Origin of the sequence: Enterococcus caccae ATCC BAA-1240 (genome assembly GCF_000407145.1) — a bacterium.
GTDB lineage: Bacteria > Bacillota > Bacilli > Lactobacillales > Enterococcaceae > Enterococcus_L > Enterococcus_L caccae.
Genome location: NZ_KE136475.1, coordinates 246,102 through 261,990 on the forward strand (window position 1 = coordinate 246,102; position 15,889 = coordinate 261,990).

At 36.8% G+C, this 15,889-nt stretch carries 17 protein-coding genes; 13 read left to right on the top strand and 4 right to left on the bottom strand.

The features are described 5' to 3' along the window. The first annotated feature begins 88 nt into the window (after nt 1–88). From I580_RS13910 to I580_RS13925, 4 genes are read left to right on the top strand one after another with little or no spacing between them, the layout of a single operon-like run. The gene (locus I580_RS13910) at nt 89–1,321 is read left to right on the top strand and encodes a metallophosphoesterase family protein (RefSeq protein ID WP_010772151.1); all 1,233 of its coding nucleotides are present in this window, start codon (nt 89–91) and stop codon (nt 1,319–1,321) included. Continuing rightward, the gene (locus tag I580_RS13915) at nt 1,318–4,020 is read left to right on the top strand and encodes an ATP-binding protein (RefSeq protein WP_010772152.1); all 2,703 of its coding nucleotides are present in this window, start codon (nt 1,318–1,320) and stop codon (nt 4,018–4,020) included. The genes I580_RS13910 and I580_RS13915 overlap by 4 nt, the downstream gene beginning before the upstream one ends. After that, on the top strand, nt 4,017–4,961 hold the full coding sequence (locus I580_RS13920) for a 3'-5' exoribonuclease YhaM family protein (RefSeq protein WP_010772153.1): 945 nt from the start codon (nt 4,017–4,019) through the stop codon (nt 4,959–4,961). The genes I580_RS13915 and I580_RS13920 overlap by 4 nt, the downstream gene beginning before the upstream one ends. Before the next feature lie 18 nt (nt 4,962–4,979). Further along, nucleotides 4,980–5,441, top strand: a complete 462-nt coding sequence (locus I580_RS13925) for an ASCH domain-containing protein (protein ID WP_010772154.1) — start codon at nt 4,980–4,982, stop codon at nt 5,439–5,441. Nucleotides 5,442–5,484: 43 nt separating this feature from the next. Here the strand turns inward: I580_RS13925 and I580_RS13930 are convergent, their stop codons facing one another. The 3 genes from I580_RS13930 to I580_RS13940 all read right to left on the bottom strand — a co-directional run bounded on the left by I580_RS13930 (nt 5,485) and on the right by I580_RS13940 (nt 7,567). Beyond that, nucleotides 5,485–6,498, bottom strand: coding sequence for a peptidylprolyl isomerase (locus tag I580_RS13930; protein ID WP_010772155.1), 1,014 nt, complete (start codon nt 6,496–6,498; stop codon nt 5,485–5,487). Nucleotides 6,499–6,797: 299 nt separating this feature from the next. Continuing rightward, nucleotides 6,798–7,139, bottom strand: a complete 342-nt coding sequence (locus tag I580_RS13935) for a YtxH domain-containing protein (protein WP_010772156.1) — start codon at nt 7,137–7,139, stop codon at nt 6,798–6,800. Next, a complete protein-coding gene (locus I580_RS13940; RefSeq protein WP_010772157.1) occupies nt 7,139–7,567 on the bottom strand; it encodes an HIT family protein in 429 nt (142 codons plus the stop codon). Before I580_RS13940 ends, I580_RS13935 begins: the two co-directional genes overlap by 1 nt. A 135-nt stretch (nt 7,568–7,702) precedes the next feature. Here I580_RS13940 and I580_RS13945 point away from each other — a divergent pair, with 135 nt between their 5' ends. From I580_RS13945 to trmB, 5 genes are all read left to right on the top strand, one after another. Beyond that, on the top strand, nt 7,703–8,440 hold the full coding sequence (locus I580_RS13945; RefSeq protein WP_010772158.1) for an ABC transporter ATP-binding protein: 738 nt from the start codon (nt 7,703–7,705) through the stop codon (nt 8,438–8,440). A 1-nt stretch (nt 8,441) separates the two neighbouring features. Continuing rightward, nucleotides 8,442–9,659 carry an ABC transporter permease gene (locus I580_RS13950; RefSeq protein ID WP_010772159.1) on the top strand — a complete coding sequence of 406 codons (1,218 nt, stop codon included), beginning with the start codon at nt 8,442–8,444 and terminating at the stop codon, nt 9,657–9,659. A 2-nt stretch (nt 9,660–9,661) separates the two neighbouring features. Continuing rightward, complete coding sequence (gene dat, locus I580_RS13955; RefSeq protein WP_010772160.1) at nt 9,662–10,525, top strand: D-amino-acid transaminase; 864 nt, start codon at nt 9,662–9,664, stop codon at nt 10,523–10,525. A gap of 109 nt (nt 10,526–10,634) precedes the next feature. Further along, nucleotides 10,635–11,414, top strand: coding sequence for a phosphotransferase family protein (locus tag I580_RS13960; RefSeq protein WP_010772161.1), 780 nt, complete (start codon nt 10,635–10,637; stop codon nt 11,412–11,414). Between the two features lie 114 nt (nt 11,415–11,528). Then, a complete protein-coding gene (gene trmB / locus I580_RS13965) occupies nt 11,529–12,185 on the top strand; it encodes a tRNA (guanosine(46)-N7)-methyltransferase TrmB (RefSeq protein WP_010772162.1) in 657 nt (218 codons plus the stop codon). 313 nt (nt 12,186–12,498) lie between these two features. Here the strand turns inward: trmB and I580_RS13970 are convergent, their stop codons facing one another. Beyond that, complete coding sequence (locus I580_RS13970; protein ID WP_010772163.1) at nt 12,499–12,840, bottom strand: PepSY domain-containing protein; 342 nt, start codon at nt 12,838–12,840, stop codon at nt 12,499–12,501. Between the two features lie 253 nt (nt 12,841–13,093). Between I580_RS13970 and pepA the strand changes: the two genes are divergently transcribed. The 4 genes from pepA (at nt 13,094) to ytpR (ending at nt 15,818) form a co-directional block, all read left to right on the top strand. Further along, a complete protein-coding gene (pepA, locus tag I580_RS13975; protein ID WP_010772164.1) occupies nt 13,094–14,170 on the top strand; it encodes a glutamyl aminopeptidase in 1,077 nt (358 codons plus the stop codon). A 10-nt stretch (nt 14,171–14,180) separates the two neighbouring features. After that, nucleotides 14,181–14,495 carry a thioredoxin family protein gene (locus tag I580_RS13980; RefSeq protein ID WP_010772165.1) on the top strand — a complete coding sequence of 105 codons (315 nt, stop codon included), beginning with the start codon at nt 14,181–14,183 and terminating at the stop codon, nt 14,493–14,495. Nucleotides 14,496–14,556: 61 nt separating this feature from the next. Further along, nucleotides 14,557–15,018, top strand: coding sequence for a universal stress protein (locus tag I580_RS13985; RefSeq protein ID WP_010772166.1), 462 nt, complete (start codon nt 14,557–14,559; stop codon nt 15,016–15,018). Between the two features lie 182 nt (nt 15,019–15,200). Next, nucleotides 15,201–15,818: a YtpR family tRNA-binding protein gene (gene ytpR / locus I580_RS13990; RefSeq protein ID WP_010772167.1), complete on the top strand. Its 618-nt coding sequence runs from the start codon at nt 15,201–15,203 to the stop codon at nt 15,816–15,818. Nucleotides 15,819–15,889: the final 71 nt, after the last annotated feature.

Below are 15,889 nucleotides of genomic sequence, written 5' to 3' on the forward strand. Positions count from 1 at the left end.
ACGAACAAATTTTCGTATCTTTTTACTGACCGCTTCTCAATAAAATGATATGATTAAGGAAAAGAATTTGGTCAAACAGGAGGCTCTTATGAAAATATTGCATACAGCAGATTTACATCTGGATCGGTCTTTTGAAGGCCTAAAAAATAGTCCTAAACAAATCGCAGAAAAACTACAGAAGGCTAATCCAAAAGTAGTCACAGCGATTGTTGATATAGCAATTAAAAATCAAGTAGATGCGGTTATTTTGGCTGGAGATACCTTTCACCAAAGTCGAACATCGATCCGAACACAAGCGTATTTTATCGACGAAATGAAACGTCTGGATCGAGAAGGAATTCCTGTGATCATGTCATTTGGTAATCACGATTATTATGCGGCAGAACGTTATTGGTTCGATTTTCCCAAAAATATGTTTCTTTTTCAAAAAGAACAAGTCGAGACGCATTATTTTATGACGAAAAATCAAGAAAAAGTGGCAATAACAGGTTTTAGTTATGAACATCCCTGGATCAATGAAGATAAACTTTCGGCATTTCCGACAAAAGATTTAGGTACAGACATACATATTGGGATTTACCATGGCGATACGACAAATAATGGCTATCAAAACTATGCACCATTTTCATTTAGTGAAATGAAGACTAAAGGATATGATTATTGGGCGTTAGGGCATATCCACCAGCCTCAAGTAGTAAGTGCTGATCCATTGATCGTATATCCAGGAACACCACAAGGGCACACAAAAAAAGAACGTACAGTGCAAGGAGTTGCGATTGTTTCAGTTGAATCAGGGCATGCGACAGTTCATTTTGAACCAGTAGCTCAGGTTGTTTGGCAAATGACAACGTATTCTTTGAACCAAGCTAGAAATTTGCAGGAAGCTCTGAGCATGCTGACGAATTTCCTTTCAGAGAAAGCCTCCAATCAATACCATGTAATATTAAAAGAGATTAAATTGACAGATACGGAGCAACTAGGTGAGGAATTCACTTTGTCTTATGAGAATGGGGAATTGCTTCACTATCTTCAAACCGCATTATTACAACAAACAAATGACGTATTATTTTTATTCCGGATGAAGGTAATAACTGAAGAGGCAGCTACAAAGGCGAGAATCATTGCTGCACCAGAGTTGTTGAGTCAATTAGAAAAGAACTACTTACAACCAGACATATTTTCAAATACATTGCAGGAACTAGTGCAAAACCCATTGTTTTCGTCAGTTGTTTCAATAAATGAAGAATGGCGTGAGCGTAGTGTTGAGCAGGCCGATCAAAAAATCAAAGAAGACTTTGTTATTCAGGAGGATCAGCTATGAAACTCATCGCAATAGAATTGGTTGGATTCGGCAAATGGCACCAGCATAAAATAGAGTTCTTACCAAAAAATCAATTAGTATTTGGCGCTAATGAAGCGGGGAAATCAACGATTTATCAGTTTATTCAAGCAATGCTATTTGGATTTCCAACTAAAGGGAAAAGAAAAAAAGATTACCAACCCAAAAACGGTGCTGCTTATGGAGGACGTTTGTGGTTTTTCCATCCAGTATATGGAGAAGTCCAAGTAGAACGTTTTAAAGGGCAAAACAAGGGGCAAGCCAAAGTCTATTTTAATAACCAGATGGGCGATGAAACCATGCTGGAAAAAATGATTCATCCCTTAACGAAGGAATTATTTCAGTCTGTATTTACCTTCCAACAAGAGCAACTTAGTCAGTTAGAAAAATTAAGTGAAGAAGAATTGCAAACATCATTACTTTCTTTAGGGTTATCAGGAAGCCAGCAGTTGTTAGAGAATCGTGAAGACTATTTTAAGAATGCACAGACGATTTATAAGGGCAAAGGGAGTCAGCCGCCATTAAATCAAAAACTAGAGGCGTATCAAAACTTACAACAACGAATCAATGATAAAGAGCAGCAAGAGCAACCGTTCCAACAACTGCTTAAGGAATTAAGTGCTACAGAGCAATTCGTAGCAACGAAACGTCAACTTGCGCAAGAAACCAAAAACCAACTAACCTTGGTTGAAAAACAGGTAATGAATTTGCCTCTATATGAAGAACTGCAATCAATCAAGCAATCAAAAACGACAGCTGTATTGAATCGCGAAGAACAAGAAACCTTGCTTTCGATTTATCAGCAACATCGTTTTTTAAACGAAGAACTAATGAGATTAAATCAAAGTATTGCTACGCAAAGTGAGACAGAGGGTCAGACAGATGAGTATCAGTTTTACTTAAAAGAAGAAGAGCAGATCCAGCAATTGCTCAATCAACGATATGATATTGATAAATTACTTTCTGAGATTAAGTGGATGACACAATCTCTACAGCAAAATCAAGAAGAAATGTATCCATTGGAAAGGAAATGGGGTTGGAACAAGAAGACACCACCCCAATTATCTTTTGAAGAACAAGCGGTCAATGAGATGAGAGAACAAATTGTTGCCCGAACAGTTAAGTTACAAACAACGCAGACTGATTTAGAGCTCTTAGAAGAAGAAATTGCAACAAGAGAAGAAAATTTAAGTACTTTTGAATCGATTAATAAAGAAATGTTTCGAAAAAATCATCAACAAACGAAAAAAAAGGTTAATCTTCTATTTTGCGGCTTCGCAGGCATCATTTTCGTATTGAGTTTCTTTTTACCAGTACCGATCCGTTATGGAACATTGGTTTTAGGCTTAGGCTTTTTGATAGCAGGATTATTGCCTCTTTTTTATCAACCAAAAGATACCTATGAAAACGAAAAACGACAATGGCAAGAGAAATTATCGCAATTAGATTATCTAAATGACCAGTTGCTGAAAATAAAAACTGAAATGAAAACAATCCGTGAAGAGGAAAAAGAAATGGATCGTTTTGTTGCTCAAAAAGTGAAAGAAAACCATTTAGGGCGAATGGATCAAGTGGAGCTTTGGGTGACTTACCGTACAGATATTACGCGCTACTTGATTTTGATTAATACCAATCAAGAACTTGAACACGAACTGGAAAAAGACCAAAAGCAAGTGGCAAAATTATCAGAACAAACGGAGCGTTACACGGGACGATTACCAATAGCAGGTGCTTCTTTAGCTGAAAGAATCCGTGTGATCAGTAATTTTGCTGATAAAATGGAGAAAGTTCGTTTTGCTCAAGAATACCAAGCGGATGCTTATACACGTCAAACGATTAGAGAAGTCAAAGAAAAACAACAGCAAGTGGTCAACGAAAGTAGTCTTTTGCTGCAACGTTTTCAGATTGATTCGATCAACGAGATTCCAAATAAGATCCAAGAGTATCAAGAAGCGAATGCAAACAATAGGCGACAGCAAGAATTGACAAAAATGTTAGTAGGTTTATATCCTGAATCAATTGAGCCGCAACAATTGCCTAAAAAACAAGCGGAGATGGTTCAAAAACTAAAGGAACTTGAAACGGATATTCAACTATTACAGGAGAAAGAGCAAAAAATACTTTATCAGAGGCAGCAAATGTTGTCAGATGGTGCGCTAGATGAACTATACCAAGAGCAAGCAGAATTAAAAACAGAGATTGAAGAGCTGGCTTTAGAGTGGTCAGCGCATCAATTGGCGGGGCAATTATTGATGGATCTTTTGACGGAACTATCAGAAAAACAGCTACCTAATTTATTGAAAAAAGCATCTGATTATTTCAAACTATTGACACGAAATGCTTATCAAGGACTTCAATTAGACGATGGGCAATTGATTGTTATTCATGAAAATCAGCAGCGTTTTATGTTGCACGAACTATCCACTGGTACAAGAGATCAAGTAATCATGGCGGTTCGTTTTGCATTTCTTTATTTACAGGAACAGCGCAATCTATGTCCAATCATGATTGACGATGGTTGGCTGCATTATGATAGTCAAAGAAAACAACAATTAGCACAATTATTTGCCGTCTTTTCTGAGCACCAGCAAGTCATTTGTTTTTCTTCTGACCAAGAAATGGTAAGCTATTATAAAGAGTTAAAACAACCGATTATGGAATTAGAAGGAGCACAAGTATGAAAAAAATCCGTGAATTAACTGTAGATGAAACATTTGAATTATTTCTTTTGATCAAAAATGCTGATGTGCGTATTGCGAAGAATGGGAAAAAATTTATTGCGTTTACTTTTCAAGATACTTCAGGCACGATCGATGGGAAATATTGGGATGCCTCAGAAGAGGAAATCAGTCGTTTTACAGCTGGAAATGTTATTCTTTTAAACGGAAAAAGAGAAGTGTACCAAGGAAACCCTCAAGTGAAAATTATTCATATGCGGATTGCACGTCCTGATGAACCAAATCAGCCGACCTTATACATGGAACGAGCGCCATTGAAACGAGAAGAGATGGTTGAAGAAATCAATCAAACTGTATTTGAAATCACAAATGCACATTGGCAACGAATTGTACGCTATTTGCTAACACAGTATCAAAAAGAATTTTTTGATTACCCAGCAGCGAAAAGAAATCACCATGCTTTTGCAAATGGTTTAGCTTATCATACCGTTTCTATGCTTCGTCTAGGTAAAGCTATTTGTAAAGAATATAATGAATTAAATGCGGCACTGCTTTATTCAGGAATCATCTTACATGATTTAGGTAAAGTAAAAGAACTTTCTGGTGCGATGACTACGGAATATACATTGTCTGGAAATCTGATCGGACATTTGGTTCTTGTGGACGAAGAAATTACCAAAGCATGTATTGCATTGAAAATCGATGAGAATGATGAAGATGTAATCGTGTTGCGTCATATGGTTTTAGCTCACCATGGTTTATTGGAATACGGGTCACCCGTCCGTCCACGAATCATGGAAGCGGAAGTATTACATCAAATCGACAATATCGATGCATCGATTCAAATGATGTTGGGCTCAGTGCGTCAAACTGAACCAGGACAATATACAGATCGTATCTTTGGCTTAGATAATCGCAGTTTTTATGTACCGAAGGATATTTAATCTTGTTAGGAGAAAAGTATGAATCAATCAGCGATAAATTTATGGTCACAATTTAAAAATAAATCATCGATTACACATGATCAGTATGAAGCATGGGCTTTTGGTAATTCCCCTAAAATGGCAGATGAGCTGTTAGCTCATGTCCTTAAAGGAGAAAAGACGGGGACCTCGTCACTGCATCTTTTATATGAATTAGACTTAGGAGAGGCGAAACTCCCCAAACCTGGTGACTATAGCGTGTTATTGGATGGGAATGATCAAGCGCAAGCGATTATTTGTACAAAAGTAGTCGACATTCTCCCGTATTCTCAACTATCAGAAGTCCATGGGTATCTCGAGGGAGAAGGGGATCGAACGTTGAGATATTGGCGTAGCGTTCATCAACCTTTTTTCGAGCACGAGTTAGAGAAGTATGGATTAACTTTTTCAGAAGACATGTTGATCGTTTATGAACTTTTTGAATTAGTTTATGAAAAATAGCACACAAAAAAAGAGATGAATTACATCTCTTTTTTTTGTGTGCTTATTTAGAAGACTCTTCTGTTTTGCTTGAAGAATCTTTAGATTTTTCAGAATCACTTGATTTAGATTCTTTTTCTTTAGAAGATGATTCTTTTTTATCTTTCTTAGCTGAATCTTTTGTTTCAACTAAACCAGCTAGTACTTGGTCAAATGCTTTGTCTTTAATTTTAACATTTGCTGCAGTTAACACTTCAGAAGTCACTTTTTGGATGAACTCTTGGTCGTTTTGTTTTGTTGTTTCAGCAATTTTCTTCAACTCTTTTTTGTAAGGAGCCATATCATTGCCTTTTTCTTTATTTTTCACCATTTTTACGATAGTGAATGTTGATTGGTACCCAGTTGAATCTGTTGCTTGGATCGGTTCTGAAACTTCACCATCTTTTAATTTGAAAGCAGCTGTTTTTACTGGTTCTGCAACTGTTTCTGTTTGAGAGTCAAATTTAATTTTGCCACCGTCTTTTTTAGTTGCTTCATCTGTTGATTTGTCTTTAGCGATTTTTGCAAAGTCGCCGCCGTCATTTAATTGTTTTTTGATTTCTTTCGCTTCATCTTCCGTCGCAACTTGGATGATTTGTGCTTCTACTTCTGGATGGAATGTTTCCCAAGCAGCTTTTAAATCTTTATCATCAATTTTGATGTGTGCTTTGATTCCCGCTTTGTAAGCAAGACCTTGTTTGATTTGTTCTTTATAACTTTTTTCTGTAAGACCAGCTTGTTTTAGTTGGTCTGCAAAGACGCCACCTTGAGATTCAATGTTTTTCTTCGTTTCATCAAATTGTGCTTGAACATCTTTATCTGAAACATCTTTACCATATTTTTGATCAAATACTTTGAAAATGATCATTTGTTGAACTGTTTGTTGGCTTTGTTGGTTGGACTTCACTTGATTGTAGAAATCATCAACAGAGATAGTTCCACCTTTCATTGTTGCGATGTCTTGCGAACCGCCTGAACAAGCAGCTAATGCAAAAATACTAAATACGCCTGCTGCGGCTAAGATTAATTTTTTCTTCATTCTTTTTAGCACTCCTAAGTTTGTTTTATTTTTTATTATGTAGAAATTAATTCTCACGGTTATTACTATACCACACTATGTTTCATAAAAGAAATACGTAAATCATACTTTCAAACAATTTTCGAATTTAGGACACACTTTAATCTATAAAAATGAACGATATTAAAAGAATTAGTCCAAATTATGTCATAAACGGAGCCAAAAAATACAAAGAATTTAGTTGGAAAAAAAATATTAATTGAATTAAAATGAAAAAACGAGGATAAAGACGTTGAATAAACATTTTTATCCTCGACTTTTTATTCTTCTATCGGCATCTCAGGTAATTCAGTTTGGATTTTTTCCACTTGCTCTTGGATTTGCTCTAATCTTGGTTCAGCTTGGAATTTAAAGTTCTCAACATCTTGATTGATTCCCTCAATGAAAGGTTCGATATACATATCTGCTGCTGCCTGAAACGCTTGGGCAGATTCTTTGACCTGTTCTAATTTTTCGGTAAAGTCTTCTTTCAGATCAGACCAATCTTCCAACTCGTCAACAAACTTTTGACGTGTCGCTTTCCCGCTTCTTGGTGCAAATAATAACCCACTGGCAGCGCCGACAACAGCGCCAAATAAAATTCCTTTTGAAAATTTTCCCATTATTTTTCCACCTGTCTTTTAATTTTTTTAGCTATTTCTTGCATTTCTTCTGATGAATACATTGCTTGGTTGTTGCCGAAATGGATAGAGAAATCATCTGATTTTCCATAACGCGGAATCAAATGAATATGAGAGTGAAAAACAGATTGATAGGCGAGTTCTTTATTATTATTGATAATATTTAGCCCCTGCATTTCTGGAAAAGCTTTTTCGATCGCACGTGCAACTTTAGGAACTCGTGCAAAAACTTCACCTGCTAAAGTTGGTTCATATTCAAAGATATCTGTTACATGTTCTTTAGGAACAAGTAATGTATGTCCCTTGGTTACTTGTGTGATGTCTAAAAAGGCGTAAACCTTGTCGTCTTCATAAACTTTATAACTCGGAATTTCCTGATCAACAATCTTACAAAAAATGCAATCTGTCATGGTGTCCCTTCTTTCTTTTTACTGTTTCTTTTACTTTACCATACCTTGAATTTTATTTGGGAGGAAAAGTTCATGAAACCTTCAAAAAGTTCGTGGTATAATAGATTCACGATAAAAATAGTTGGAGGTACATCAATGAGTTTAGTAATTGAACATTTAACAGGAGGGTACGGTCATATTCCTGTCTTAAAAGATATTAACTTTGAAGTGAAATCTGGTGAAATGGTTGGTTTGATCGGATTGAATGGTGCTGGGAAAAGCACTACAATTAAAAATGTGATCGGCTTATTAACACCTCAAAAAGGAAAAATTTCAATTGATGGAGAAACATTGAGACAACAACCCGAAAGCTATCGCAAAAAAATCGGCTATATTCCTGAAACACCTTCTTTATATGAAGAACTAACGTTAAGAGAACATATCGAAATTACTGCGATGGCCTATGATATTCCAATCGAAGAAGCATTTAAACGGGCAGATTCATTACTAAAAACTTTCCGATTGGAAAACAAATTAGACTGGTTTCCCGCCAATTTTTCAAAAGGGATGAAACAAAAAGTCATGGTTTTATGCGCCTTTTTGATCGAACCTAGTTTATATATCATTGATGAACCATTTTTAGGATTGGATCCATTAGCGATTCACGCTCTACTAGAATTAATGGATGAGATGCGTAATCAAGGAGCGGCTATCTTAATGTCGACTCACATTTTAGCAACGGCGGAACGTTATTGTGACCGATTTGTTGTCTTGCATGATGGTGAAGTTCGAGCGGTTGGTTCGATGGAAGAGTTACGTGAAGAATTCAGCTTGCCAGGTTCTTCTTTAGACGATATTTATATCGCATTAACAAAAGAAGAAAAGGTGGGGTAATATGTCTGGATTTTTTGGCATTCGTTTAGCACGCCATTTGAAAAAAATGATGAAATATATGCGCTATGTTTTTAACGACCATTTCATTTTGGTTTGTATCTTTTTATTAGGCGGACTTGGATTTTACTATTCTCAAGTGTTAAAAACATTACCAGAACATTTTATCTGGGGCAGACCGATTATTTTGATTTTTTGGTTAGTTTTGTTGCAAATTGGGCGCATTGCGACTTTAGCACAAGAGGCAGATAAGGTATTTATTTTACCAAAGGAACCTGAAATGAATAACTATTTGAATCGTGCAATGCGCTATTCTTTTTGGTTGCCACTAGTTGCTTTATTTTTACTAGGTGGTATGTCGATGCCGTTAGTAGTCGTTTCAACTGGTCTGGCTTTTTCAACATTTTTCTATTTTATTGTAATGTTGGGGCTTTTAAAAATCAGTCACTTGCGCCTGCAAAAATACGAGTTGTATCAGATTTCTTCAAAAGAAGCTGGGTTGTGGTTTGCTATTTGGTTAGTTATAAGCGGCGTTGCAATCGCATTAAGTCTATATATTTTACCACTGGCTGGTCTTTTTACTAGTGCAGTACAGGTTATGTTGTTCTTTTTTGTAATGAATAAAAAAGAACAATCGGTATCTCTAGACTGGGAACAAATGGTTCAAAAAGAAAAGAATCGAATGCACCGAATTTATCAGTTTATTCATTTATTTACAGATGTACCAGAAATTTCCAGTAGTGTGAAACGTCGGAAATTCCTTGATCCGCTACTGAGCAACATAAAAAAAACGAGCCAACATACGTATTTGTATTTATATGCCCGCAGTTTAGTAAGAGGCTCTGAATATAGTGGCTTATTCATTCGTTTGGTGCTAGTTGGCGGTGTAATCTTATTTTTCCTAAAAGAATTTTGGATCTCAATGGGTGTATCTGTTTTGTTCATTTATTTATTAGGGTTTCAGTTGATTCCGATTTACACGCAGTTTGATTATATGGTAATGACTCACTTGTACCCAATACCGAATGAGCAAAAAAAACAGGCTGTGAGTAGCCTTGTAACAGTCTTACTATTGATCGCAGCAACGCTATTTAGCATCTTTGTTTTAATTGCTTTGCCTGATTTTAAAGAAGGTTTGTTGGTTGTGGGAGCGTTGCTTCTAGAAGTAATTTTATTTGCGAAGTTCTATGTCCCTTATCGTTTGAAGAAAATGGAGGTTTAATGATGCATATTTTATGGAATGATCAAATTGTAAATCGTGAAGAAGTTAAAATCGATATAGAAGATCGCGGCTATCAATATGGTGATGGTTTGTACGAAGTAGTTCGTGTTTATAATGGACACTTATATATGATGGAAGAGCATTTACAACGTTTATGGAATGGTGCAGAGAAAATCAGAATGCAGCTTCCTTTTTCAAAAGAAGAGTTGACGGCTCATTTAAAAAAATTAGTTGAGATTGAAGGAATCAAAGAAGGCAAGCTTTATTTTCAAGTGACTCGTGGCATTGATTCCCCAAGAAACCATGCGTTGCCAGACCCAGAAAAAGTAAAAGGAGTTTTAACAGCAAACATTAGGCCGTATGAACGTCCTTTGAAAAAAATGGAAGAAGGGATCACTGTTGCTGTAGTGCCTGATACTCGCTGGTTACACTGTGATATCAAGTCGTTAAGCTTAATGGGAAATGTATTATCATTAGATGAGGCTCTTCGCCAAGGTTTTGATGATGCAGTGCTTGTTCGTGATGATAAAGTGACAGAGGCTTCAGCTGCTAATTTCTGGGTAGTCAAAGATGGAACGGTTTATACGCATCCAGATGGCAATTTGATTTTACCAGGAATTACGAAGAAAAAAATCTTAGAATTAGCGAGAGAGCTGAATATTCCGGTTAAAGAAGAAGCTGTTTATGAGGAAGAATTGTTTACCGCAGATGAATGTTTTGTTTCTGGTTCATTAACAGAAATTGTTCCAGTAGTAAAAGTGAATGATCATATCGTTGGAACAGGCAAACCTGGAAAAGTGACAAAACAGCTCCTAGATGCCTATATTGCCAGTGTTGATATAACCTGTGGAATGGTTGGAGAATAATTTTACGGTGAAAAGAACAAGAGAGATGCTTGACGAAGTACGTTATGGAAGCTAAAATGATACTTACTGTAAATAATTATTAGAAGTTGTTAGATAGGAGATAATTTCCATGGCATTTCAGTTGGATAAGGAATGGCGTTTGCAACCAATTAAAGGCGCAACTGGCCAAACTTTCATGGGTATACGTGCGACTGAAAGAGTATTTATTAAACGAAATACTTCTCCTCTTTTGGCTGCACTGTCTAAAGAAGGAATTGCCCCTAAGCTAGTTTGGACAAAACGAACAGTAACAGGCGATATTTTAACAGCACAAGAATGGCTAGATGGGCAAGTCCTTAAAGCCCAAGAAATCGGTCAGAGAAATGACGTTGTGGATGTTCTTTATCATTTACACCATTCGCATATGCTGAAAAGCATGCTGGAAAAAATCGGCGGTCAGATCCAAACACCTGCAATGATGCTTCAAGCTTATGGCGAGAGATTACCAAAGGAACTTCAAAATAATTCGTATCTTGCCAGAGTATATCACTATCTACAAGAAAATATACCAAATTATTCTATTCATAATTATATGGTCGTTCATGGGGATGTGAATCACCGCAATTGGATCGTCTCTAATAATTATTTGTACTTAGTCGACTGGGATTCAGTCATGATTGCTGATCCAGCTTTGGACCTTGGCATGCTGTTGGGGCATTACGTTCCACGAGCAAGCTGGAATAAATGGCTGTTGTCTTATGGCATGCGTCCAAGTGAGGAAGCATTGACACGAATCAAATGGTATGCGCTGTTTAATTTCTTACAAGAAATTTTACGTCATTATCAATCGGGAGAAAAACGAGAAATGAATGCAGAAATTTTGAAGTTAAAACGAGCTTTTGGGTATTAACGAGATTGCGCATTTTGCTCTCACTGTTTACTTGAATACTAGAGGGCAGCACAAGACGAGAATCGTTTTGTCCTACCCTCTTAAAATTTGTTATAAAGAAAGGGAACATAAACTATGCGAATGAGAAAAAGACCTGGAGCAGCTGAATTATTAGCTAGTCATCCTGAATTAGTCGTAGATGAGCCAGAAAAGTGGCAAGGGCGTTGGGCTGAACGTTTTGGAAATAATCACCCTATTCATATTGAAATCGGCTCAGGTAAGGGACAATTTGTAGTAGGCATGGCCAAAGCGCACCCAGACATCAACTATATTGGGATCGACATGCAACTAAGTGTTCTTTCGATCGCATTAGAAAAAGCTTTAGAAGAAGAGTTGCCCAACTTACAATTGCTTCATGTCAATGGAGAAGAATTGACACAATATTTTGCAGAAAACGAAGTAGATCAAATTTACTTGAACTTTTCAGATCCGTGGCCGAAAACACGACATGAGAAACGGCGTTTGACGTTTAAGACTTTTTTAGCAACAGATGAAAAAATTCTTAAACCGAATGGCGAAATCCATTTTAAAACAGATAATCGAGGCTTGTTTGAGTATTCATTAAGTAGCTTTTCAAAATATGGTATGATCTTAGAAAAAGTTTGGTTGGATTTGCATGCTAGTGACTTCGAGGGCAATATCATGACAGAGTATGAAGCAAAATTTTCAGCTAAAGGACAACCGATTTATCGCGTAGAAGCAAGGTTTCAAGTTGAAGAAACATCGAAATAAGGGAGGAATTTGTTGAGAAAACAGAAACTATAGTTGATTTTTGTTGACTTATTTCTGAAAGGACTCCTTTTTACGACCATGTATTTGAATTTTAAGGGGTGTGGGACAAAAGTAACAATCACTTTTGTTTCACACCCTAAATGCGAATAAATGGTGGAAGCAGAAGCAATCCCTTCGGAAATAAGCTTCTGCCCCATCCTCTTTAGTGATTCTTTTAATGACGAAATAATACATAGCACAATGCCGGAAAAGAAAAAAAGAACAGTCATAACAGCACATTTTATAATGTATTGCTACAACGATTCTTTAAGCTTTAATTTTTGATACGTTTTACATCGATCACAGTGCCAGTAAAGGCATCCGCCGTAAATTCATATTGAACCATAACGCCATCTTCCAGACGTGAAATACCTCCATTGTAGGTTTTAGAATGAACAGCAAACTTCCGTAATGGCTTTTTCTCAAATTCAATCCAAGAGCCTTCAATCGGTCCTTCTTTCAAAAAGGCGGCTTTGACATTTTCTAAAACTAAATCAGCATCTAATGTTCGTTTTTTTTGATACCATAGAGTAGAAGCAATGCCACTTATGATGCCTAAACTTACACCAATGGCTAAGCCGCCTTTAAAATAGCTTAATTCATTTTCTTCGTTCATGGGGAAATAACCTCCGCGTATTTTCGAGTGTGTGTCAAAATTTTTAAATGTTAACTCTATTCTAACACATTGTATGAAAATATCGAAAAACAAAAAACGTGGGCAATTGAAAAAATTTGCGTTATAATGAATGTGAAATCATATGAAAGGAGTGTCTGCCGTTTTTACTTTAAAATCATGTTATTTTTTAGTGGAAAAGAATGGTTGATCCTGAAGAAACTAGGAAGCAGGGGAACTGGCAGATAATACAACGATGGAAGAAAAAACATTTCAACGCATCAAAGAACTAACAGAATTACAAGGAACAAGCGGATTTGAAGATGATATTCGTGCGTATATGAAAAAAAATATGGCCCCATTAGTAGACGAAATTCAATATGATGGTTTGGGCGGGATTTTTGGCCTAAAAAGAGCGAAAGAACAAGATGCACCGCGTGTTATGGTTGCAGCTCATATGGATGAAGTTGGTTTTATGTTGACACAAATCAAAGATAATGGATTATTCCAAGTGGTTCCTTTAGGCGGCTGGAATCCTTATGTAGTATCAGCGCAACGTTTTACTTTAAAAACGAGCAAAGGCAACTATCCATGTATTTCTTCTTCTATACCGCCACATTTGTTACGTGGAACAAGCGGTCAAAAACAATTAGAAGTGACAGATATACTATTCGATGCAGGTTTTGAATCAAGAGAAGAAGCTGAAAGCTTTGGCGTTCGCCCAGGTGATTCGATCGTTCCACAAACAGAAACAATCAAAACGGCTAATGGCAAAAATATTATCAGTAAATCGTGGGATAATCGTTACGGTTGTACGTTAGTGTTAGAAGCATTAGAAGCGTTGCAGCAAGAACAATTGGGTCATACGCTGATTGCAGGCGCAAATGTACAAGAAGAGGTTGGCTTACGTGGTTCTAAACCTTCTGTGCATAAATTCAACCCAGATTTATTCTTTGCAGTCGATTGTTCAGCTGCGGATGATATCCAAACGAAAAAAGGCACTTACGGACATCTTGGAGAAGGAACGTTACTACGCATTTACGATCCAGGGATGATTACATTACCTCGCGTACGTGAATATTTATTGGACACTGCAGCAACGCACAACATTCCTTACCAATACTTTGTATCTAAAGGTGGAACAGATGCAGGTGCAGCGCATACCACAAATAATGGTGTGCCAAGTACTGTGATCGGTGTTTGTGGACGTTATATTCATACGCATCAAACAATGTTTAATATCAAAGATTTTGAAGCAGCGCGTGAAATGCTGATTCAAGTATTAAAAGGTTTAGATAGAACAACAGTCAATACGATCATTTATGGAAAGTAGGGGATAGTTTATGATTATTCCAACATCCTATGAAGAGCTAGCTGGCTACGTTTCAGAAGGGAAAAGTGTCTTTTTCTTTACAGCAGATTGGTGTGGTGATTGCCGCTTTATTAAACCAGTAATGCCTGAAATCGAAGCAACATTTCCAGCATTTCGTTTTATTGAAGTAGACCGTGATAAATTCATGGAACTAGCTTCTGAGTGGAATATCTTTGGGATCCCGAGCTTTGTTGTGACGGATCAAGGAAAAGAATTAGGGCGTCTGGTCAATAAAAATCGTAAAACGAAAGAAGAAATCACAACATTTTTACAAAGCGTCAGTTGATGTTTTAATCGACCGTAACTAGCCGATTCAAACGATAAAAAATGATCGGGAGATGAGTTCTATGTTAACACAAACATATAAAAATATTTTAGTTGGTGTAGATGGTAGTGATCAAGCAAATCTAGCGTATCATCAAGCTATTGAAGTAGCTAAAAGAAATAACGGTCGTGTGATAGTGGCTCACATCATAGAAAATAAAGTCTACACAATGATGGGGTATTCGTCTTTGAACGATGGTTTATTGGATCAAGAAACAGAAAATGCTAAGGAACTATTAGATGACTGTAAAGATTATGCAAAAAGTGTTGATTTTACTCAAGTCGAAACAATCGTAGCATATGGCTCAGCCAAAGAAGTAATGTGTCAAGAGTTGTCAAAGAAATATGATGTTGATTTGATCATGGTAGGTCAATCAGGTCTAAATGCAGTCGAACGTTTAATGATAGGCAGCGTCAGTAGCTATATTATTCGACATGCTCCGTGTGATGTGTTGATCGTTCATCCTGAGGCAAATAACAAATAGATAGTCAGTGTAAAAAAGGTGAAGCAAGGCGTAACCGTTTTGTTTCACTTTTTTTCTGTGGTAAATGTGTACAAGAAAAAAGCCATGCAAGGGACCTGTTTTTTTGTTAAGATAGGACAGAAGATATAGAGCAGATTAGGCTAGTATCTTGGAAAATAGATAAAAATGGAGTGAAGAAAAAAATGATTTTTGCTTATAATAGAGACCATGTCGGTGATGTCTTGATGGTCATCGTAACTGACGATAAAGGACAAGAAAATCGTGTAGAACGTAAAGGAAATGTTGCACGCGTAAGCGTAGTTGGGGATGAACAGGTCGTTGCTTGGAATATTTTTGAAGCATCCATGATTTTAGGCGAAATTGAAGGCAATGGACAAGTAGAATTGACAGACGAACAAGTAGCTAAAGTGAATAACGAACTAGTGAAGGCGGGCTTTTCTGAAATTTTAGAAAAAGATAATGATCCAAAAATTGTGATTGGTTTTGTAAAATCTTGCAAAAAGCATCCTGATTCTGATCATTTATCGGTTACTCAAACAGAAGTTGATCATGGCGAAGTGCTGCAAATTGTTTGCGGTGCACCGAATATCAAAGCCGGACAAAAAGTTGTTGTAGCTAAACCTGGCGCAATGATGCCGGATGGTTTGATGATTTGGCCAGGTGTTTTACGTGGAGTGGAAAGTTTTGGAATGATCTGCTCAGCTGGAGAGTTGCGTTTACCAGATGCGCCTACGAAAAAGGGAATTTTAGAATTGCCATTTGATGCTGTTGTCGGAGACGCTTTTCCTGTGGGGAAATAAATAGATAAGTTTAAAGAGGACGAGACAAAAGCGTTTAGCTCCGAGAAATAAGAAGAAGTTGCTTTTTTCTT